Annotated in this window: 21 protein-coding genes and 3 tRNA genes; 4 read left to right on the forward strand and 20 right to left on the reverse strand. The window is 73.8% G+C overall.

Annotation, left to right across the window (positions count from 1 at the left end; genetic code table 11):
• Window positions 1-22 precede the first annotated feature (22 nt).
• From H9X71_RS13755 to H9X71_RS13765, 3 genes are read right to left on the reverse strand one after another with little or no spacing between them, the layout of a single operon-like run.
• Window positions 23-1,285 carry a YcaO-like family protein gene (locus tag H9X71_RS13755; protein WP_191149198.1) on the reverse strand — a complete coding sequence of 421 codons (1,263 nt, stop codon included), beginning with the start codon at window positions 1,283-1,285 and terminating at the stop codon, window positions 23-25.
• Window positions 1,282-2,196 carry a TOMM precursor leader peptide-binding protein gene (locus tag H9X71_RS13760; protein ID WP_191147582.1) on the reverse strand — a complete coding sequence of 305 codons (915 nt, stop codon included), beginning with the start codon at window positions 2,194-2,196 and terminating at the stop codon, window positions 1,282-1,284. Before H9X71_RS13760 ends, H9X71_RS13755 begins: the two co-directional genes overlap by 4 nt.
• 10 nt (window positions 2,197-2,206) lie before the next feature.
• Window positions 2,207-2,419, reverse strand: a complete 213-nt coding sequence (locus H9X71_RS13765) for a hypothetical protein (RefSeq protein WP_191147583.1) — start codon at window positions 2,417-2,419, stop codon at window positions 2,207-2,209.
• Window positions 2,420-2,591: 172 nt separating this feature from the next.
• Between H9X71_RS13765 and H9X71_RS13770 the strand changes: the two genes are divergently transcribed.
• A complete protein-coding gene (locus tag H9X71_RS13770) occupies window positions 2,592-3,254 on the forward strand; it encodes a YqaJ viral recombinase family protein (protein WP_191149199.1) in 663 nt (220 codons plus the stop codon).
• 30 nt (window positions 3,255-3,284) lie between these two features.
• Here H9X71_RS13770 and H9X71_RS13775 read toward each other — a convergent pair whose 3' ends face one another.
• Entirely contained in the window at window positions 3,285-3,866 is a 582-nt protein-coding gene (locus H9X71_RS13775) for an AAA family ATPase (RefSeq protein WP_191147584.1), read from the reverse strand.
• A gap of 246 nt (window positions 3,867-4,112) precedes the next feature.
• Between H9X71_RS13775 and H9X71_RS13780 the strand changes: the two genes are divergently transcribed.
• Window positions 4,113-5,069, forward strand: a complete 957-nt coding sequence (locus tag H9X71_RS13780; RefSeq protein ID WP_191149200.1) for an NADP-dependent oxidoreductase — start codon at window positions 4,113-4,115, stop codon at window positions 5,067-5,069.
• Window positions 5,070-5,081: 12 nt separating this feature from the next.
• Here H9X71_RS13780 and H9X71_RS13785 read toward each other — a convergent pair whose 3' ends face one another.
• The 6 genes from H9X71_RS13785 to H9X71_RS13810 all read right to left on the reverse strand — a co-directional run bounded on the left by H9X71_RS13785 (window position 5,082) and on the right by H9X71_RS13810 (window position 8,725).
• Entirely contained in the window at window positions 5,082-5,666 is a 585-nt protein-coding gene (locus H9X71_RS13785) for a GNAT family N-acetyltransferase (protein WP_191147585.1), read from the reverse strand.
• Between the two features lie 123 nt (window positions 5,667-5,789).
• Window positions 5,790-6,476, reverse strand: coding sequence for a 50S ribosomal protein L1 (rplA, locus tag H9X71_RS13790; protein ID WP_094116706.1), 687 nt, complete (start codon window positions 6,474-6,476; stop codon window positions 5,790-5,792).
• A gap of 99 nt (window positions 6,477-6,575) precedes the next feature.
• Window positions 6,576-7,007 (reverse strand): 50S ribosomal protein L11, encoded by a 432-nt coding sequence (gene rplK / locus H9X71_RS13795; RefSeq protein ID WP_012039476.1) that lies wholly within the window; start codon window positions 7,005-7,007, stop codon window positions 6,576-6,578.
• A gap of 53 nt (window positions 7,008-7,060) precedes the next feature.
• A complete protein-coding gene (gene nusG / locus H9X71_RS13800) occupies window positions 7,061-8,098 on the reverse strand; it encodes a transcription termination/antitermination protein NusG (RefSeq protein WP_191147586.1) in 1,038 nt (345 codons plus the stop codon).
• Window positions 8,099-8,293: 195 nt separating this feature from the next.
• Complete coding sequence (gene secE / locus H9X71_RS13805; RefSeq protein WP_012039478.1) at window positions 8,294-8,566, reverse strand: preprotein translocase subunit SecE; 273 nt, start codon at window positions 8,564-8,566, stop codon at window positions 8,294-8,296.
• Between the two features lie 86 nt (window positions 8,567-8,652).
• Window positions 8,653-8,725, reverse strand: a tRNA-Trp gene (locus H9X71_RS13810).
• 189 nt (window positions 8,726-8,914) lie between these two features.
• Between H9X71_RS13810 and H9X71_RS13815 the strand changes: the two genes are divergently transcribed.
• Complete coding sequence (locus H9X71_RS13815) at window positions 8,915-10,132, forward strand: pyridoxal phosphate-dependent aminotransferase (RefSeq protein ID WP_191147587.1); 1,218 nt, start codon at window positions 8,915-8,917, stop codon at window positions 10,130-10,132.
• A 44-nt stretch (window positions 10,133-10,176) separates the two neighbouring features.
• Here H9X71_RS13815 and H9X71_RS13820 read toward each other — a convergent pair whose 3' ends face one another.
• The 7 genes from H9X71_RS13820 to H9X71_RS13850 form a co-directional block, all read right to left on the reverse strand.
• Window positions 10,177-11,331 (reverse strand): UDP-N-acetylmuramate dehydrogenase, encoded by a 1,155-nt coding sequence (locus tag H9X71_RS13820; RefSeq protein ID WP_191147588.1) that lies wholly within the window; start codon window positions 11,329-11,331, stop codon window positions 10,177-10,179.
• 7 nt (window positions 11,332-11,338) lie between these two features.
• Window positions 11,339-11,785: a MaoC/PaaZ C-terminal domain-containing protein gene (locus tag H9X71_RS13825; RefSeq protein ID WP_244961652.1), complete on the reverse strand. Its 447-nt coding sequence runs from the start codon at window positions 11,783-11,785 to the stop codon at window positions 11,339-11,341.
• Window positions 11,782-12,231 carry a MaoC family dehydratase N-terminal domain-containing protein gene (locus H9X71_RS13830; protein WP_191147589.1) on the reverse strand — a complete coding sequence of 150 codons (450 nt, stop codon included), beginning with the start codon at window positions 12,229-12,231 and terminating at the stop codon, window positions 11,782-11,784. The genes H9X71_RS13825 and H9X71_RS13830 overlap by 4 nt, the downstream gene beginning before the upstream one ends.
• A 589-nt stretch (window positions 12,232-12,820) precedes the next feature.
• A complete protein-coding gene (locus H9X71_RS13835; RefSeq protein WP_191147590.1) occupies window positions 12,821-13,015 on the reverse strand; it encodes a hypothetical protein in 195 nt (64 codons plus the stop codon).
• A gap of 202 nt (window positions 13,016-13,217) precedes the next feature.
• A tRNA-Met gene (locus tag H9X71_RS13840) sits at window positions 13,218-13,291 on the reverse strand.
• A 41-nt stretch (window positions 13,292-13,332) separates the two neighbouring features.
• Window positions 13,333-13,404, reverse strand: a tRNA-Thr gene (locus H9X71_RS13845).
• Between the two features lie 110 nt (window positions 13,405-13,514).
• Window positions 13,515-14,453, reverse strand: coding sequence for an aldo/keto reductase (locus H9X71_RS13850; protein WP_191147591.1), 939 nt, complete (start codon window positions 14,451-14,453; stop codon window positions 13,515-13,517).
• Window positions 14,454-14,580: 127 nt separating this feature from the next.
• On the opposite strand from H9X71_RS13850, the gene H9X71_RS13855 reads away from it, so the two are divergent.
• Entirely contained in the window at window positions 14,581-16,320 is a 1,740-nt protein-coding gene (locus H9X71_RS13855; protein WP_191147592.1) for a glycoside hydrolase family 13 protein, read from the forward strand.
• A 96-nt stretch (window positions 16,321-16,416) separates the two neighbouring features.
• Here the strand turns inward: H9X71_RS13855 and H9X71_RS15050 are convergent, their stop codons facing one another.
• The 3 genes from H9X71_RS15050 to H9X71_RS13870 all read right to left on the reverse strand — a co-directional run bounded on the left by H9X71_RS15050 (window position 16,417) and on the right by H9X71_RS13870 (window position 19,531).
• Window positions 16,417-17,676 (reverse strand): M23 family metallopeptidase, encoded by a 1,260-nt coding sequence (locus H9X71_RS15050; RefSeq protein ID WP_280527975.1) that lies wholly within the window; start codon window positions 17,674-17,676, stop codon window positions 16,417-16,419.
• Window positions 17,677-17,906: 230 nt separating this feature from the next.
• Complete coding sequence (locus tag H9X71_RS13865; RefSeq protein WP_191147594.1) at window positions 17,907-18,716, reverse strand: inositol monophosphatase family protein; 810 nt, start codon at window positions 18,714-18,716, stop codon at window positions 17,907-17,909.
• A gap of 68 nt (window positions 18,717-18,784) precedes the next feature.
• Window positions 18,785-19,531 (reverse strand): YoaK family protein, encoded by a 747-nt coding sequence (locus H9X71_RS13870; RefSeq protein WP_191147595.1) that lies wholly within the window; start codon window positions 19,529-19,531, stop codon window positions 18,785-18,787.
• Between the last annotated feature and the right edge of the window lie 79 nt (window positions 19,532-19,610).

Genomic DNA, 19,610 nt, shown 5'->3' on the forward strand with positions numbered 1-19,610 from the left:
TGCGGACGGGCGGTGCCGGCCGTCACGGGAACGGGTGCGGGGTGGGGACGAGGTCGTCGGGCCCGTGGAGCGCGGGTCCGTCGCGCCAGAGCCGGTACAGGCGCGGATGACCCAGGAAGCGCGCGGCGTGCACCACGTCGAGCGCCACGAGATCCGGGCTCAGCGCGCGCACCACGTGGTAGCCGGCGGCGCGCACCTCGGGCGCGGTGATGTCCGCGAGCAGCACGTCGATGCCCTCGCGGTCGAGCCCGGCGACCACGTCCGCCCAGCTCGCCGGGCCGCCGACGGCCGTGACCCGCTCATCCGAGGCGTCGAGCGCGGCCGTGAGCGGGCGGGCCGACGGGCGGCAGTGCAGCCGGATGTGGTCCTCGAACTCGACCACGTCCGCCGGGTCGATCGTCGGCTCCGTGAGCAGCCGCAGGCACCAGTTGTGCGTGTGCAGCGCCTCCCGGACCGCGTTGAGGATCGCCCGGTCGAGCCGGAAGTCGGCCGCGCAGCCCACCGCGACCCCGATCCGGTCGCTGCGCATGACCGCGAGCAGCACGGGGACGTCGGCCGCCGCGTCCAGCACGCGCACGGTGAACGACGCCTCGAACCGCCCGCACAGCTCCTCGAGGCGCTCGAGCTCGCGGAGGGTCGCGTCGGTCAGCCGGGGGCTGCCGCGCCAGTCGAGGGCCGGGGGCGTGGATCCGCGGAGCCACGTGCGCTGGAACGCGTCGCGCTCGACGAGCTCCAGCACGGCGCGCCCCGCGGCGAACCCGAAGTGCGGCCCCGCCGCGACGCCGGACGAGGTCGCCGGCTCGACGTGCGGCTCGCGGTGCCCGTCCGCGCGATGCGGGTCGTCGAAGACCACGAGCTGCGCCGGCACGTGCACGGCGGCGCCCCGGTGCAGCGAGCGGGCCGGCATCCACGTGAGGAGGTCGCCCCGCCGCGCGCGCTCGTAGTGGAAGGACGGATCCTCGAACTGCGTCGGGTGGAAGCGCTGGAAGGCGTCCGGCTCCACCTGACGGGCGTCGGCGCCGAGGGACGCGCGGAACCCGCCGGGTGCGCCGGCGAGCGACATCCGCTCGACCGCCTCGCCGATGCACGAGCGGCGGGCCTCGAGCCGGGAGCCGCCGGGGCCCATGCTGAAGCGCTCGGACGCCGTGCCGGTGAGGAACCCCGTGTCGGCCGAGCGACCCGAGTAGAGGGCGTCCGGGATGGCGTCGGGCGTGAAGGCCATGGGATGCGCGTGCTCGACGAGCCCCGTGTACGGGCTCACGACGCCGGGGGCCCCGCGGCTCATGCGCGCCACGGCGAGACGATGCCGGCGTAGGGGCGGGGGCCGCACGTGCCGCAGCGGGCGACGCGGTACACGGCGTGCGCCTCCGCCTCCATCACCTTGGGCTCGACGACGAGCACCGTGCTCGCGACGAGCCAGTCGTGGGCGTGGATCCACCGGGCGGCGTAGCGGGCCGCGAACCCGGCCGTGATGGCGTCGAGGCTCGGGTCGCGCGGCACGACGGCGACCGCGTCGGCCGCCGCGGCGTGATCCGCGGCGAACGGCGTGGTCGACGCCCAGCGCAGCGCGACGCACTCCAGGCACGGGCCCTCGCCGGGCACGACCACCGGTCCGACGAGCTGGAACCTCCCGTCGAACGGGTGCACGGGGAGCCACGCGCGCCCGGCGGCGTGCATGCGCGCGCCGACGTCGCGGAGGACGGGCCGCGATCCGGCGGCGATGACGAGGTCGGCGTCGGCCTCGTCGCCGAGCTCCGCCGAGGGCAGGGCCTCCGCGAGGCCCGTGAGCAGCGAGGGGATCATGTCGCCCACGAGCGCGACGCGGGCGGGCGTCGCGGGGTCGAGGACGGGGCCGAGCCCCGTGCGGTCGCCGCCGTTGCGCCGCGCCTCGTCGAGGACGTGCGCGAGCTCGTCGGGCACGGACGCCGAGGATCCGCCGGTCGGCGCGCCCACGACGACGTCGCGCAAGACGAGCTCGTCGACCAGCTGGGCCACGGCGTCGGCGTGCGCGGGGAAGGCCCGGTCGAGGTCGGCGCGGGTGAAGGGACGGGAGAGGAGTCGCGACACCGCGGAGACGGCGTCGCCCGAGGGCAGCTGCAGGGAGACCAGCTCGCGACCCCCGAGGAGGTGGAGGGTGTCCTCCACCTCCCCGAGGGCGTAGCGGGGACTCACCGAGTACGTGGTCGACGGGTCCATGCGCGGGCGATCAGCGAGGCTGCTGGCGGCCGCCGCTGCCGCTCGACGAGCACGTCGTGCTGCAGCACAGGGTGACGTCGCCCATCACGAGCTCCTCCTCCGCGCCGCGGTGCGTGATGGTGAAGCCGAAGGCCTCCGCCAGCAGCGCGTCGGACGCGTCGTCGGACCCGGGTGCGGTGGTGCGCGACGGGGCCTGGGCCGCCGTCTCCATGAGCAGTGACATTGCCGTTCCTTCCTCTGGGTGGGTGGGACGACGTCTTTCTAGCACGATCCTCCGTGCCCTGGTCGGAAACGCATTGCCTGTTGACAAGGCGGCCCCGGGGCAGCATGATCCGCCCGCGTCGGAGCCGGCGGCGTCGGATCCGGCGCGTACCCTGGAGCCCGTGACGGACGAGATGCTGGCCTTCCCGTGGGAGGACGACCTGGCGCCCGCCGCACCCCCGCCGCCCCCTCCCCCGCCGCACCTGACGCGCATCGTCGCCCACTCGTCCGACCGCGTCGCCTGGCTGCGAGCCCGGAGCTTCGGGATCACCGCCACCGACGTCGCCCGCCTCGCGACCGACGCCTCGCTGCAGGCGGTCGCCATCGAGAAGCTGCACGGATCCGGCTTCGGCGGCAACCGCTACACCGACCACGGCCGCGAGCGGGAGCCCGAGATCGCCCGCTGGGTCGAGGCCGAGCACGGCATCGTCCCGAGCGCGCACCTGTTCCACGCGGAGGGCCAGCGCCGCCACCTCGCCACCCCCGACGGCGTGGGGCTGCGCGCCGACGGACGGCTCGAGCTGGCCGAGATCAAGACCACCGCGAAGCCCTGGCGAAGCGTCCCGCGCAACTACCTGCGGCAGATCTGGTGGCAGCAGTACGTGCTCGGCGCCGAGCGCTCGCTCATCGTGTGGGAGCAGCACGTCGACTTCGTGCCCGTGCACGACATCCCGAAGTGGAAGTGGATCGACCGCGACGAGGCCGAGATCGCCGCGCTCGTGGCGCGCGCGAACGACCTCATCGCGCTCATCGTGCGCATGGCGAACGCGCCGGCGGGAGCCCGCGGCCTGGCCTGAGGCGCGCCGCCCGACCCCGCGGGGCAGCCGTCAGCGCACGTGCGCGAGCCGCACCCGCATCCGCTCGGCCGCGCGCCGCCACGGCCCCGTGAGGTCAGGCCCGATCCGCACGCCCGCCACGAGCGCCACCGCCTCGACCACCTGCACGTGCGTGAGCCCGTCCGTGTCCACGTGGTCGGCGAAGCGCGGTCCCCGCAGCGCCGCGGTCCGCGGGAGCTGCGCCGCGGCCCAGCCGTCCGGCCCCTCGAGCCGCGTCCGCAGGCGCCGCAGCACGACCGCGTCCGAGGCGAGGAGCGTCACGTGCCGCACGTCGTGGCCGGCGTCCCGGAGGGCGCCGAGCATCCGCGCGTGCCGCCCCTCGTCCACGAGCGCCATCGGCACGATCACGTCGCCGGGGTGCCGGGCGAGCACGTCGAGCAGGATCCCCGTGACGGTCGGCTCCCACCACGGCGTGTCCTGGAAGTCGCCACGGAGCGCGGGCGGCTGCATCCGGTGGATCCCGAACCCCACCTGCTCCGGGTCCGCCACGACCGAGCCGGGCAGCCGCCGCCGGAGCGACGCCGCGGCCTGGGTCTTGCCGACGCCGAAGGTCCCGTTGATCCAGATGAGCACCCCGCGAGCCTGCCAGCCGCGCGCCCGGAGCGCATTCTTCTCACCCGGGGAACACCGCGGAAACACTCCCGACTCACGCGCCGACTTCACTGGAGGAGCGGGGGCCGGGTGGGATCCACGGGGCCGCCGCGTCCGAGGAGGGGTCGCACGATGAGCCAGGTCGTCCAGTCGAGAGCCGTCGTCGCGGCCGAGGCCCAGCGGGACCGGGCGGCCGCGGCCGTCGCGCTCGCCCCGCACGGTCCCACCATGCGCGCGGTCGTCGTCGCCGAGACGGGCGGGCCCGACGTCCTGCACGTCGCCGACGTGCCCGTGCCGCGCCGCCTCGACTCGGAGGTGCTCGTGAAGGTCGTGGCCGCGGGCGTCAACCCCGTCGACCTGCGCCAGCGCGCGGGCGGCCCGGACGGCCCGGCCACCGGAGCCCTGCCCGCGGTGCTCGGCCGCGACTTCAGCGGCGTCGTCGTCGAGTCGCCGTACGAGGACCACGCGCTGCATCCGGGCGACGAGGTGTTCGGCCTCGCCATGGCGCCGCGGATGCCCGGCACCTACGCCGCGTACGTCGCCGTCCCGAGCGTCAGCCTCACCCGCAAGCCCGCTCGGCTCTCGCACGTGGAGGCCGCGGCGACCCCCGTGAGCGCGCTCACGGCCTGGGGCATGGTCGTCGACATCGGCAAGGCGCACGAGGGCCAGGTCGTGCTCGTCCACGCCGGCGCCGGCGGGGTCGGCCACTTCGCGGTCCAGTTCGCGCGCCACTTCGGCGCCCGCGTGATCGCCACCGGCTCGCCCCGCAACGTCGACTGGCTCGCCGAGCTCGGCGCCGACGAGGTCATCGACCGCACGCAGGGCCGCTTCGAGGACGTGCTCGCCGACGTGGACGTCGTGATCGACCTGGTCGGCAACTGCACGGACGACACCGGAACGCGCTCCCTCCAGGTGCTGCGCCGCGGCGGCCTCATCGTCAGCGCCCCGGTGCACGGGTGGCCGACGCTCGTGCAGGACGCCGCCGCCGTGGGCGTGCGCGCGACGCACTACGAGGTCGCGCCCGACGGCCAGAAGCTCGCCGTGATCGCGCGGCTGCTCGAGTCCGGCGACGTCAAGGTCTACGTCGACGAGGTCTTCGACCTGGCGGACGCGGCGGAGGCGCACCGCCACATGGAGAGCGGCCGCGCGCGCGGCAAGGTCGTGCTCAACGTCGCGCGCGGCTGATCCGGGAGCCCGTCACGACGTGACGACCGCCAGGGGCCGCTCCATCACGTGATCCGTCTCGACCGCGTCCGACAGCCGGAACGACCGCGTCCCGACGATGCCGAACCCGCTGCGCTCGTAGAACCGGATGGCGCGCAGGTTGTGCTCGTTGACCCCGAGCCAGATCCCGGCCTCCGCGTCGCGCCCCGCGTCGCCCGCGAGCGTCCGGGCGACCCGCAGGGTCTCCGCCATGAGCGGCCGCGCGACGCCCGCCCCGTGCTGCCCGGCCTCCACGTACACCTTGCTCAGCTCGATCACCGGCCGCAGCCGCAGCGCGCCCGCCACGTCGGGATCCGCGGGCGGCGCGGCCACGACCATCGTGTATCCGACCGGGCGACCGTCGACCTCGGCGAGCACGACCCGGTGCGCGGGGTCCGCGAGGTGCGCCCGGAAGCGCGCCGGCGACAGGACCGTGCGGATGTGCTCCGCGATCGCCTCGGCCGTCGTGGTCGGCGGGCACGCGAGGGCGAAGGTGCGGGCGGCGACGGCGGCCACCTCGTCGGCGTCGGCGGGAGTGGCGACGCGGAAGGACGGGCCTGCGGGATCGGGGGTGCTCACCCTCACGAGCCTAGGCAGGCGCGGGGGCCCGGACGGACGCGCCCGCCGGGGAACGACGGAAGGGCCCGCCGAGGCGGGCCCTTCCTGTGCTGCATGTCGTGCGTGCGCCTCCGCGCGGCGGTGCTAGATGGAGTTGACGTCCACCGGGATGCCGGGGCCGAAGGTCGTGGAGACCGTGGCCTTCTGCACGTAGCGGCCCTTCGAGGAGGACGGCTTGAGGCGGACGATCTCCTCGAGCGCGGCGCCGACGTTCTCCGAGAGCTGCTCGGGCGAGAAGCTGGCCTTGCCGACCACGAAGTGGACGTTCGCGTGCTTGTCGACGCGGAACTCGATCTTGCCGCCCTTGATGTCGGACACCGCGCGCGCGACGTCCGGGGTGACCGTGCCGGTCTTCGGGTTGGGCATGAGGCCACGCGGGCCGAGCACCTTGCCGAGACGACCGACCTTGCCCATGAGCTCGGGCGTCGAGACGGCGGAGTCGAACGACGTGTAGCCGCCCGCCACCTTCTCGATGAGCTCGTCGCCGCCGACCTCGTCGGCTCCGGCGGCGATGGCCGCCTCGGCCGCGGGGCCCGTCGCGAAGACGATGACGCGGGCGGTCTTGCCGGTACCGTGAGGAAGGATGACGGTGCCGCGGACCATCTGGTCTGCCTTGCGGGGGTCGACGCCGAGCTTCAGCGCGACCTCGACGGTGCTGTCGAACTTGCTGGATCCGGTCTCGCGCGCGAGCTCGACGGCCTCGGAGGCGGTGTACGCCTTCGTCGCGTCGATCTTCTCGGCTGCGGCCCGGTAGGCCTTTGACTTCGCCATTCGTTTCTCCTGTTTCGAGAGTGCGGTCGATGTGAGCCTGGCCGGCTCTCCCGCATGATGCTGGAGCGGATCCCGGACGGGATCCGCGGGTGGTGGAGGCTAGGCCTCGACCGTGATGCCCATGGAGCGGGCGGTGCCGGCGATGATCTTCGCCGCGGCGTCGATGTCGTTGGCGTTGAGGTCGGCCTGCTTCTGCTCGGCGATCTCGCGGACCTGGTCCATCGTGAGCTTCGCGACCTTGACCGTGTGCGGCGTGCCCGAGCCCTTGGCGACTCCGGCGGCCTTCTTGATGAGCTCCGCCGCCGGGGGCGTCTTGAGGATGAACGTGAACGTCCGGTCCTCGTAGACGGTGATCTCGACGGGGATGACGTTCCCGCGCTGAGCCTCGGTCTGGGCGTTGTACGCCTTGCAGAACTCCATGATGTTGACGCCGTGCTGTCCCAGCGCCGGCCCGATGGGCGGTGCGGGGTTGGCGGCGCCGGCCTTGATCTGCAGCTTGATCAGACCCGTGACCTTCTTCTTCGGTGCCATTTCTCTTCCTTCTTCTTGATTGCTAGATCGAGCGGGCCGCGCGGCCCGACCGCCTAGAGCTTGGTGACCTGGTCGAAGCTGAGCTCGACCGGGGTCTCGCGCTCGAACAGGGAGACGAGGACCGTGAGCTTGCCGCTCTCGGGCTTGATCTCGCTGATGGAGCCGGGGAGGCCCGCGAACGAGCCCTCCTTGATCGTGATGGTCTCGCCGATCTCGAAGTCGACCTCGGCCGCGACGACGCGCTGCGCCTGGCCGCCCTTGGTGGGCTGGCCCTTGACCTGCGCCACCTCCTTGATCTCGACGAGGCTCTTCAGCATGGAGAACGCCTCCTCGAACCGCAGCGGCGTGGGGTTGTGGGCGTTGCCCACGAAGCCCGTGACGCCGGGGGTGTGGCGGACGACCGACCAGCTGTCCTCGTTGAGGCTCATGCGCACCAGCACGTAGCCGGGGATGCGCACGCGGTTGACCATCTTGCGCTGGCCGTTCTTGATCTCGACGACGTCCTCCATCGGGACCTCGATCTGGTAGATGTCGTCCTCCATGTTGAGCGACACCATGCGGTTCTCGATGTTGCTCTTCACGCGGCGCTCGAAGCCCGCGTAGGAGTGAATGACGTACCACTTGCCCGGCTTGGAGCGCAGCTCCTTGCGGAAGTCCTCGTAGGGGTCGACGTCCGACTCGTCCTCGGCGGGAGCGTCCTCGTCGGGCACGAGGTCGGCCTCGGCCTCGGCGATGTCCTCGGCGGTCGCGGGCGTGACCTCGGCGGGCTCCAGCGCCTCCTCGGCTGCCTCCTCCTCGGCCTCGTCGTCGGTCGCCTCGACGGCGGCCTCGGCCTCGTCGGCGGAGTCCACGTCGAGCGCGTCCTCGACGATCGCGTCGGCCTCGGGGTCGTCGACCGACTCCATGGCGTCGAGCGCGGCCGTCAGGTCGGTCTCGACGTCGTCGCCCTCGACGTGCAGGGCGGTGTGCTCCGCCGCGTCCGAGCTGCCCTCGGATGCGGTGGTGACGGAACCCTCCTGGGCCTCGTCCACCTCGGAGGACTGCTCCGCCGCGGGGGCGAGGTCGACGTCGTCGCGCTTGCTCTCAGCCAATGGATCTACTTCCCTCGTTCTTCGTCGTGCGTTGCCGTGTGCGTGCCGTGCTGCTCCGGGCGCCGGACCGCGTGGACGCGGACCCGTCGGGATCCGCCGCGCTCCGGCCGTCCGCGCTCCGCGGCGCATCGGATCCGTGGATCCCGTGCGCAGCCCGCCGTCCGGCCCGTGCCGCCTCCGGTGGAGGCCCTGGTGCTAGGCGCCGTTGCCGAACACCACGATGGCGAGGTACCCGAACAGCTGGTCGAGGAGCGAGACGATCACCATCATGACGATGACGAAGGCCAGGACCACTCCCGTGAACGTGAGCAGCTCCTTGCGGGTGGGGGTGACCACCTTCTTGAGCTCCTGCACGACCTGCTTGATGAAGAGCACCAGCCGGGCGAAGGGGTTGCGTCGCGCGTCCCGCTGCTCGCGAGCCTGCGCGACGATCTCCTCGCTCGGCTCGTCGACGATCTTCCGCGCCACGCGTGGGTCCCTTCCTGCATTGCTCGGCTCCACCCGGAGTTCGGGCCAGCCGCGATGTCACGCGCCCGGGGACCCGTTCCATCTAGCAGGGCGGACAGGACTCGAACCTGCAACCTGCGGTTTTGGAGACCGCTGCTCTACCAATTGAGCCACCACCCTCTGCGTCGACACCCACCTGCCCCTGCGCTCCACCACCGTGCGAGCACGGGAGGAAGAAGGCGCGGAAGAGCATGGCGGAGATACCGACCCGGACGAGTGTACCAGCATCCGCGCCCGCCCGGTCGGGCCGGCCGCCGACGCCGCCTCGGCACCCGCGTGGCGGCCCGCGCGGATCCCTATGCTCGGGGCATGGCCGAACCGCAGAGCACCGTCCCCCTCAGCCGCGTCTCCACCCGCATCGGATCCATCGCCGAGTCCGCGACCCTCAAGGTCGACGGCAAGGCCAAGGCCCTGCAGGCCGCCGGACGCCCCATCATCAGCTTCGCGGCAGGCGAGCCCGACTTCCCGACTCCCGACTACGTGGTCGAGGCCGCGGTCGAGGCGGCGCGCGATCCCCGCAACCACCGCTACACCGCCGCCGCCGGCCTCCCCGACCTGCGCGAGGCGATCGCCGAGAAGACGCGCACGTCGTCGGGCCTCGACGTGGGGATCGACCGGATCATCGTCACGAACGGCGGCAAGCAGGCCGTCTACCAGGCGTTCCAGACGCTCCTCGACCAGGGCGACGAGGTCCTCGTGCCCACGCCCTACTGGACCACCTACCCCGAGGCCATCCGCCTCGCGGGCGGCGTGCCCGTCGACGTCTTCGCGGGTGCCGACCAGGGCTACCTCGTCACCGTGGAGCAGCTCGAGGCCGCGTGGACCCCGCGCACCAAGGTCCTGCTCTTCGTCTCGCCCTCGAACCCCACCGGCGCCGTCCACTCCCGTGAGCAGACCCGCGAGATCGGCGAGTGGGCCGAGTCGAAGGGCCTCTGGGTCATCAGCGACGAGATCTACCAGGACCTCGTCTACGACGGGGCCGAGGCGGCAAGCATCGTCGACGTGGTGCCGGCGCTGGCCGACCGCACGATCCTCGTCAACGGCGTCGCCAAGACGTACGCCATGACCGGCTGGCGCGTCGGGTGGATGGTCGGCCCCGCCGACGCCATCAAGGCCGCCGGCAACCTGCAGTCGCACCTGTCCTCCAACGTCTCGAACGTCTCGCAGCGCGCGGCCATCGCGGCGCTGCGGGGCCCGCGCGACACCGTCGACCGGATGCGCGAGGCGTTCGACCGCCGCCGCCGCACGATCGTCGCCGAGCTCGACGCCATCCCCGGCTTCGTCACGCCCACGCCGCAGGGCGCGTTCTACGTCTACCCCGACGTGACCGGGCTCTTCGGCCGCGACATCGACGGCGTGACGCCGACCACCTCGCTCGAGGTGGCCGACGTGCTGCTCGAGAAGGCCGAGGTCGCCGCGGTGCCCGGCGAGGCCTTCGGCCCCAGCGGCTTCCTGCGCTTCAGCTACGCGCTCGGCGACGAGGCGCTGCTCGAGGGCGTGCGCCGGATCCGCGACCTGCTGGCCTGATCCGCCGCACGCCCGCCGCACGACCGCCGCCGGTCGGCCCGCCCCTAGAGGGCGAGGCCGACCAGCACGGGCTCGGGCTGCAGGATCACGCCGTGCTCGCTCATCACGCGGCCCTGCACGTAGCGCGCGAGGGCGGCGACGTCCTCGGCGGTCGCGGTGCCGCGGTTGGTGAGCGCGAGCGTGTGCTTCGAGGAGACGGCCGCGCCGGATCCCGGCAGCCGGAAGCCGCGGTGCACGCCCGAGTGCTCGATGAGCCACGCGGCGCTGAGCTTCACGGCCGGGGGCTCGCGACGGCGTCGCGCGGCGGCCTCGCGCTCGATGGCCTCGGCCACCTCCCACTGGTCGCCGAGCGGCACGACGAGGTCCTCGGGCGGCTGCTCCTGCGGCCAGCGCGGGGCGTCGGCCGGCAGCATGCGCGCGAACGCGGCGCTGACGATGGGGTTGGTGAAGAAGGACCCGGCGCTCCAGGTGTCGGGATCCGCGTCGTCGAGCACCATGCCCTTGGACCCGCGGAGGGCCAGCACGGTCTCGCGCACGCGGGCCACCGGCACGCGGTCGCCGAGCTCGACGCCGAGCGCGCCGGCCAGCTGCGGGTACGCGACCGGGAGGCCGAGCGCGTCCGGCCCCTCGCCGCGGGTCAGCGCGAAGTCGACGGAGAGCACGACGCCCGCGCGACCGCGCTTGAGCGCCGAGGTGCGGTAGCCGAGGCCGAGGTCGGCGGCGCTCAGCCGCTCGACCGCGCCGGTCTCGTAGTCGAGGAACTCGATGCCCTCGAGCACGTCGGCGATCTCCTGGCCGTACGCGCCGATGTTCTGCACGGGAGCGGCCCCGGTGGATCCCGGGATGCCCGACAGCGCCTCGAGCCCGGCCAGCCCGTCGGCCACCGTGCGCGCGACGAGCGCGTCCCACGGCTCGCCGGCCTGCACGCGCACGAGCACGGTGCCGTCGGCGCGCTCGTCGCCGACCTCCACGCCGCGCGTCGCGATGCGGACGACGGTGCCCTCGACGCCGTCGTCGGAGATGAGGGAGTTGGATCCGCCGCCCAGCACGAGCCAGTCCTCCCCCACGGCCCAGAGGCCGAGCAGGGTGTCGACGAGCTCGTCACGCTCGCTCACGGTCACGAGCTCCTCGGCCGGGCCGCCGACGCGCAGCGTGGTGAGGTCGGCGAGCGGGGCGTCGCGGTGGGTCTCGATCGTCATGGGTGCCCTACGCCAGCCGGACCTGCGCCTGCGCGCGGCCGAGGACGGTCTTCCCGTCGACGGAGACGGCGAGGTCGATGCGGACCGTGCCGGCCTCGGCGTCGATCGCGCCGACCTTGGCGACGATCGTCAGCTCCTGGCCGTCGGCGGGATCCACGACCACGGGCCGCGTGAACCGCACGCCGTAGGAGACGATGCGCGAGGGATCCCCCGCCCAGTCGGCCACGGGCTGCACGGCCTGACCCATGGTGAGCATGCCGTGCGCGAGGACGCCCGGCAGGCCGACCGACGCGGCCACGTCGTCGCGGTAGTGGATGGGGTTGAAGTCGCCCGAGGCGCCCGCGTAGCGGACGAGGGATTCGCGCGTGAGGTGGATCGAGCGCTCGGCGACGACCTCGCCCACGGCGAGGTCCGCGAGCACGGGCACGCTGCCGGCCGCGGCTGCGGCGCTCACGCGTCGTCCCCGCGGACCACGAGGGTGGACACCGCCGTGACGACGTGCGCCCCGGATCCGTCGACCATGGCGGACTCGGCGGTCACCATCGCGTTGCCGCCGAGGGTCTGGACCTTGGTGACGGTGAGCGTCGCGGTCAGCTCGTCGCCCGCGACCACCGGCCGGGAGTACGTGAAGGCCTGCTCGCCGTGGACCACGCGGCTGTAGTCGATCCCCGTGTCCGGCTCGGCGAGCAGCTGCGTCACGGTCATCGCCTGCAGCACGACGGGGAACGTGCTCGGCGCGACCACGTCGGCGTGGCCCGCGGCGCGCGCGGCCTCGGGGTCGAGGTGGACGGGGTGGGTGGCGCCGACGGCACGGGCGAACTCGCGCACCTTCTCGCGTCCCACCAGGTACGGGGCGGCGGCGGGGAGCACGCGGCCCTGGAGCTCTGGATTCACTGGCACCGGACGATCCTACGCGGCGGGCCCGCGGGCGCCCGGCGGTCGATGGCCCCGGGCACGCGAGAGCCCCGGCCCCCACTTCTCGTGGGGACCGGGGCCCGGGTACGCGATGCTGCTTCCGCGGCGTCAGCTGCCTACTGGCAGGAGTCGCACTGCAGGAGCTCCATGGGGTCGACGGGGATCGCGTAGCCGCCGACGGTGTCGTTGTTGTCGTAGTCCATGGGTGCCTCCCGTTGTGTCGTGTGGGGAGCCGCCGGTGCGGCTCCTCAGGTCTCGTGGCTCTCGCCCCGATGGCCTCCGGATCCGCGTCTCCGCGACGATCCGGTGTGCTCGGCCACCCGGTGGGGCGGTGAGGTTCTCCACTATATAACCCGAACTACAGACCTGTCATTCCACTACATCTAGTGGTTCGGCGTGTCGCGGCGCCTTCCGCGCCGTCATGCGGATCCGCGGCCGCCGACCGATCCCGGAGCCCGCACGAGCCCGGCGTGTCGCCTGCTCCGGACCCTCGACGAGGTGCACCCGGCACGCACGAGGGCCGCCGCGATCACGTCGCGGCGGCCCTCCTCCCGCGCCGTGCGCGGGATGCGGATCAGGACTCGCGCGCCTCGCGCGCCTCCTTCTCCTCCTCGGACTCGCTGGCGGTGTAGTCGCCGCCCGCGGGGGCCTCACGGCGCTCCTCGTCGTGCGCGTCGGGGACGGGGTTGCCCTGGGTCTTGTAGAGCACGTCGTCGTGCTCGGCGCCCGTGGCGTGGTCGGGGTGGTCGGGGGATTCGTGGTGGGTCATGCCCGGAGGCTACGCCGCGCGCGCGGGCACCGGAAGGACGCGCGCCGCGGGAGGACACGGGCCGGCGCGGACGCGGCAGCCCGGGGACGCCGCCGCTCGGCGACGCAGCCGCTCGGCGACGGGCAGAGGAAAGGCCCCGGAACCTGGCGAGAGGTGTCCGGGGCCTATCGAGGAGGACGGACCCTGAGGATCCGCGCTTCCGTAGCGGGAGCGGGACTTGAACCCGCGACACCACGATTATGAGCCGTGTGCTCTAACCACCTGAGCTACCCCGCCATGACCCTCGCCGCCGACCGTGGCCGGACCCGGAGGGATCGAGCCCCCAGTGAGGATTGAACTCACTACCTCTTCCTTACCAAGGAAGTGCTCTACCAATGAGCTATGGGGGCGTGCTCAGGCGCGTCGGAGACGCGCTGGAACCCTACGACGATAGCAGGTCCGGGACCGCCCACGAGACGCGGGACGGCCCCGGACCGGGGCACGCGGGGCGCGGCGCGGATCAGACCGCGGAGAGGTCCTGGATCTCGTCGGCCGTCAGCTCGAGCTCCATCGACGCGAGGAGGTCCGGCAGCTGCGTGAGGTCGCGGGCGCTCGCGATGGGCGCGGTGACCGACGGCTGCGCGCGCAGCCAGGCCAGCGAGACCGTCGTGACCGAGACCCCGTGCGCCTCGGCGACGCGGTCGAGCACCTCGAGGAGGGCGCGGCCGTGGTCGTCGTAGTAGGCGGACGCGGTGCCGGCGCGCGGGCTGTCGACGTCGCCGCCGCGGTACTTGCCGGTGAGGAAGCCGCTGGCGAGGCTCGAGTACGGCGCGGAGGCGATGCCCTCGCGGATCAGGAGGTCGGCCAGCTCGCCCTCGTAGGCGTCGCGCGCGACGAGGTTGTAGCGGTTCTGCAGCACCTCGAAGCGGGCGATGCCCTCGCGGGCGGAGACGTCGAGCGCGGCCTGCAGGCGCTCCGCGGTGAAGTTGGAGGCGCCGATCGCGCGGACCTTCCCCTCGGCCACGAGCTCGGCGAGAGCCGTGACGGTCTCCTCGATCGGGGTCCCCTGGTCGTCGATGTGCGCGTAGTAGAGGTCGATCGCGTCGACGCCCAGGCGGCGGAGGCTGGCCTCGACGCCGCGGCGCACGCTGTCGCGGGACGTGCCCTTCGCCGACTCGAGCGACCCCACCTTGGTGGCGATCACGAGGTCGTCCGGGCGGCCGCGCGAGGCGAGCCAGCGGCCGATGATCTCCTCGGACTCGCCGCCGGAGTTGCCGGGCTTCCACGCGGAGTAGACGTCGGCGGTGTCGACGAAGTTCCCGCCGGCCTCGACGTAGGCGTCGAGCAGCTGGAAGGAGGTGGCCTCGTCGGCGGTCCAGCCGAAGACGTTGCCGCCGAAGGACAGGGGGCTCACCTCCAGGCCGCTCGATCCGAGGGGCGCGCGTGCGGGCTGCGTCATGGCTGATCTCCTTCGTCCGGTGGTGGCCGCGTTGGCCGTCCCCCTCCCCAGCGCACGCGGCCCGTCGACTATTCCTGTCCGTCCCCCGCGTCGGGACCGCTCCCTGCCCGTCGCCTAGGCTCGATCCATGACCCCACCCTCCCCCACAGCCCCCTCCCCGGCTGCCCGGGACGACCTCCTGGCCCGCCCCGACCACGGCGACGCGCACGGCACCGGCTCCGAGTGGTGGCGCACCGCCGTGATCTACCAGATCTACCCCCGCTCGTTCGCCGACTCCGACGGCGACGGCATCGGCGACCTCCCCGGCATCACCGAGCGGCTCCCCGCCCTCCGCGAGCTCGGGGTCGACGCCATCTGGCTCTCCCCCTTCTTCCTCTCCCCGCAGAACGACGCCGGCTACGACGTGGCCGACTACTGCGCGGTGGATCCGCTGTTCGGCACCCTCGACGACTTCGAGCGGATGCAGCGCCGCGCGCACGAGCTCGACCTCCGCGTCATCGTCGACATCGTCCCGAACCACACGTCCTGCGAGCACCGCTGGTTCCAGGAGGCCGTCGCCTCCCCGGCCGGCAGCGAGGAGCGCGCCCGGTACATGTTCCGCGACGGGAAGGGCGCCGACGGCGAGCTGCCCCCGAACAACTGGGAGTCGATCTTCGGCGGGTCCGCCTGGTCGCGGCTCACCGAGCCCGACGGCACGCCCGGCCAGTGGTACCTGCACCTCTTCGACTCCTCCCAGCCCGACCTCGACTGGACGAACCCGTGGGTGCGCGAGCGCTTCCGCGAGATCCTCCGCTTCTGGCTCGACCGCGGCGTCGACGGCTTCCGCGTGGACGTCGCGCACGGCATGGTCAAGGCACCTGGCCTCCCCGACTACACGCCGCCCGAGGGCCAGGGCAGCATGGGCGGCGCCGGCGGCGTCGACGACCAGCCCGCTCCCCCGCCGCCCTACTTCGCGCAGGAGGGCGTGCACGAGATCTACCGCGAGTGGCGCGAGATCTTCGACTCCTACGAGGGCGACCGCGCGATGGTCGCCGAGGCGTGGGTCGAGCCGCTCGCGAAGCTCGCCGACTGGGTGCGTCCCGACGAGATGCACCAGGCCTTCAACTTCAGCTACCTCGAGACGCCGTGGGACGCGACGGCGCTGCGGCGCACGATCGACGCGTCGCTCGCGACGTTCTCGTCCGTGGGCGCGCCCAGCACGTGGGTCCTCTCGAACCACGACGTGGTGCGGCACGCCAGCCGCCTGGCGCTCTCGGGCGAGAACCCGCAGGGCGTGGGCATCGGGCCGCGCTCGACCGTGACGGTCGACGAGGAGCTCGGCCTGCGCCGGGCCCGCGCCGCGAGCGCGCTCATGCTGGCCCTGCCCGGCAGCGCGTACATCTACCAGGGCGAGGAGCTCGGCCTGCCCGAGGACACGCGCCTGCCGGACGAGGCACGTCAGGATCCGACCTTCCACCGCACCGCGGGCGAGCGCTACGGCCGCGACGGCTGCCGCGTGCCCATCCCGTGGGAGGCCGGCACGCCGTCCTACGGGTTCAGCACGGGTGACGCCAGCTGGCTGCCGCAGCCCCGCGACTGGGACCGGTTCGCGCGCGACACCGAGCAGGCGGATCCCGCGTCCACCCTCGCGCTGTACACGGAGGCGCTGCTGCTGCGTCGCGAGCACGGGCTCGCGCTCGGCTCGCTCGAGTGGGTCACCGCCGAGGGCGACGACGTCATCGCGTTCGAGAGCGCCGGCGTCACCGTCATCGCGAACCTCGGCGCCGCGTCCGTGCCGCTGCCGGAGGGCCGCGTGCTGCTCGCGAGCCACGCGCTCGACGGCGACGCCGTGCCCTCGGACACGACCGTGTGGCTCCTCCGCGACTGACGACGGCGGGCCGCCCCGCCCGGACGTGACGACGCCCCCTCCGCCTTCGGGCGGCGGGGGCGTCGTCGTGCGGGGCCGTCCGGCCTCGCGGGGGTGCTAGTTGGCGTGCTCCTGGAGCCAGGCGAAGGGATCCACCGCGGTGCCGTCGGCCATGCGGACCTCGAAGTGGAGGTGCGGGCCGGTGGAGGCGCCGGTGTTGCCGACCTGGCCGATCTGCTGGCCGACCTTCACGGGATCGCCCGCCTGCACGCGCATGGAGCCCGGCAGCATGTGGCCGTAGACGGTGGTGATGAGCTGGCCGTCGATCACGTGGTCGATGACGAGGTGCACGCCGAGGCCGGTGTCGCTGTTGACGGACTCGCGCACGACGCCGTCGGCGATGGCCTGGATCGGCGCGCCCATGCCCGGCGCGAAGTCGACGCCCTGGTGGTTGCTCGAGCAGCCGTTGGAGCAGGGCGCGATGCGCTTGCCGAAGACGCCGCTGATCGGGACGCCGGCCGCGAAGGGCCACTGGATCGACCCGTTGATGTCGTTCGTGAACGCCCCGGCGCCCTTCGACGTCTGCGCGAGCATGATCTGCTGTGGCGTCGTCGCGGTGAACGCGTCGTCCGTGCCGCCGACCACCTGGGCCTCGGGGGCGGCGGAGAGCGCGATGCTCTGGCTGGGGACGGAGCCGGCGGGGGCGTCCGTGATCACGTTCGCCTGCGCCATGTCCTGGCCGGTGAGGAACGCGGCGGACGGCAGCGAGGTCGCGATGGTGACCGTCGCGACGAAGGCCATCGTCAGGAGCGTGAGGCCGCGCGAGGCGTTCGAGCGGCGGCGGCCGGCGGAGGCCTCGGGGTGCGGCGCCGCGAGAGCGGGACGCGCGGAGACGGGGGTGCGGCGACCGCGGGTGCGGGAGTGCGGGGCGGCGGCGGGGACGCTCGCGCGCTTGGCGTGCACGAAGGACGAGCGGCGAGCCTCGGGCGCGGCGGCGGTGCGGAGGCGGCGGGCGCGCATCGCGAGCGGCACGGCGTCGGCAGCGGCCACGACGGCCGGCTCGGCGTCGGCGGGGAGGTGCGTGGTGGGGACGGCGGGGGCCGCGACCGCGACGTGGAAGATCCGCGGGGCGGGGACGGGCTGCTCGGCGGCGGTCTGCGCGGTGGCCGTGGCGTCGTCCGCGGGGTGCGCGGTGGCCGTGGCGTCGTCCGCGGGCTGCTCGGCGGCGGCGGGGGCCTGCTCCTCGGCGGCGGCGGGCGCCTGCGTCGTGGCCGCCTCGTCCGCGGATCCCGTCATCGCCTCCGCCGCACGGCGCTCGGCCTCACGGCGCTCGCGTCGCGTCGGGTAGACGACTCCCGCGGTCTCGTCGGGGGTCACCACGAGGACCGCCGGACGGAGGACTGGGGGGCACGCGAGGCGTGGAGGACGGACAGGATCGTGGAGCTCCTAGCGCGAGGGGACAGGGGTGTGCGCGGAGCCGGCCGACGGGGGTCGGGGCACGCGCGTGCGTCCGGGCCCAGCCCGGTCGCGATGTAACGGATCGGTAAAGGCTAACCGGAGGAAGGGATTCGCGCCACCCGGGGGATGCGCGACGAGGCGCTCAGGGGCTATGCGCCCGCGTGCGCCAGCCGCTCCTCGAGGGCGCGCGCGAGCTCCGGTTCCGCTGCGATCAGGAGCTCCGCCGACGCCGGACCGCCGTCGACCCCGACCACCCGCGCACCCGCCTCGGCCGCGATCAGCGCACCCGCGGCGTGGTCCCACGGCTTCAGCCCGCGCTCGAAGTACGCGTCGGCGCGACCGGCGGCCACGTTGCAGAGGTCCAGCGAGGCGGCGCCGATGCGGCGGATGTCACGCACCTCACCGAGCAGGTCGGTGATCACGCGGCCCTGCTGCATCCGCTTCTCCGCCCCGTAGGAGAAGCCCGTGCCGACGAGCGCGAGGGAGAGCGGGACGCCCGCGTTGACGGCGAGGGGCCGGCCGTCCAGCGCGGATCCGCCGCCCGCGGTCGCCGTGTAGACCTCGCCGAGCGTGGGGTTCACGACGCAGCCGGCGCGCGCGGTCCAGGTGAGCGGATCCGCCTCGCCCTCGACCACCGCGATGCTCACGGCCCAGGCGGGGATGCCGTAGAGGAAGTTGACGGTGCCGTCGATGGGGTCGACCACCCAGGTGAGGCCGGACGTGCCGGACGTGCCCTCGGACTCCTCGCCGAGGAACCCGTCGTCGGGGCGGACGTCCTGCAGCGCGCGGCGGATGAGGTCCTCGGTCTCGCGGTCCGCGTGCGTGACGATGTCCTCGGGGCTCGACTTCGACGCGGCCACCTCCACGCCCTCGCGGCGGCGGCGGAGCGCGAGCTCCCCGGCGCGGGTGGCGATGTCGCGGGCGATGGTCAGGAGCGCGGCGTCGCCGGGGGAGGTCATGCGTCCACCCTGCCAGAGCCGCCGGGAGGCCGCGGCGGAGCGCCTCGGGCGCCGGCGGGCGGCGCGGCTCAGGCGGTCGCGGTGCCCGTGCGCTCGTCCACCGCCGCGCCCGACGCCCCGCCCTCGCGCAGGCGCGTCCGCTCCACGCGCCGCGCGTTCCCGAGCAGCCCGACGCCCACCGCCATCAGGACGCCGGCCGCGAGCAGCGCCCACGCGCCGCCGACGTGCGTCGTGATGAGCGCGGCCACGAGCGCGCCGAGGCCCATGCAGACGATGGCGCCGATGCGACGGGCCCACGCGGCGCCCGTGCCGCCGGCCACGCGGCTGTCGGAGGAGAGGTTGACCATCGTCATGGTCACGACGACGGTGGAGAGGTCGCGCAGGCCGATGCTCTTGACGGCCGCCGCCTGCGCGCCGAGGAGCAGCGCGAGGATGCCGGTGATGGCGATCATCACGCCCGTGTCGAGCACGCCGACCGCGAGCCAGACCCCGGAGAGCGCGAGGGTGAGCAGGGTGCCGGCGACGAGGATCCAGACGGACGAGCGCGGCAGGTGCACGTCGGTGGGCGCCCGGCGCGTGATGCGGGACGCGATCACCGCGCCGAGCATGAAGGCCACGAGGGCCACGAGGTTGTTGAGCACGGGGATGTCGGCGACGCCCACCAGGCCGAAGCCGATGAAGAGGACGTTGCCGGTCATGTTGCCGGTGAACACGCGGTCGAGCGCGAGGTAGCTGACCCCGTCGACGGCGCCGGTCGCGGTGGTCATCACGAGCAGGGCGGCGATGTAGGAGCCCTCGGGCCAGGGACGGGACACGGCGGATCTCCTCGGCGGTCGGGCGGGACCCTCACACCCTACGACCGCCGCATCGCGTCGCGGGGAGGTCGCACGGCAG

This window comes from Clavibacter zhangzhiyongii (genome assembly GCF_014775655.1).
Lineage (GTDB): Bacteria > Actinomycetota > Actinomycetes > Actinomycetales > Microbacteriaceae > Clavibacter > Clavibacter zhangzhiyongii.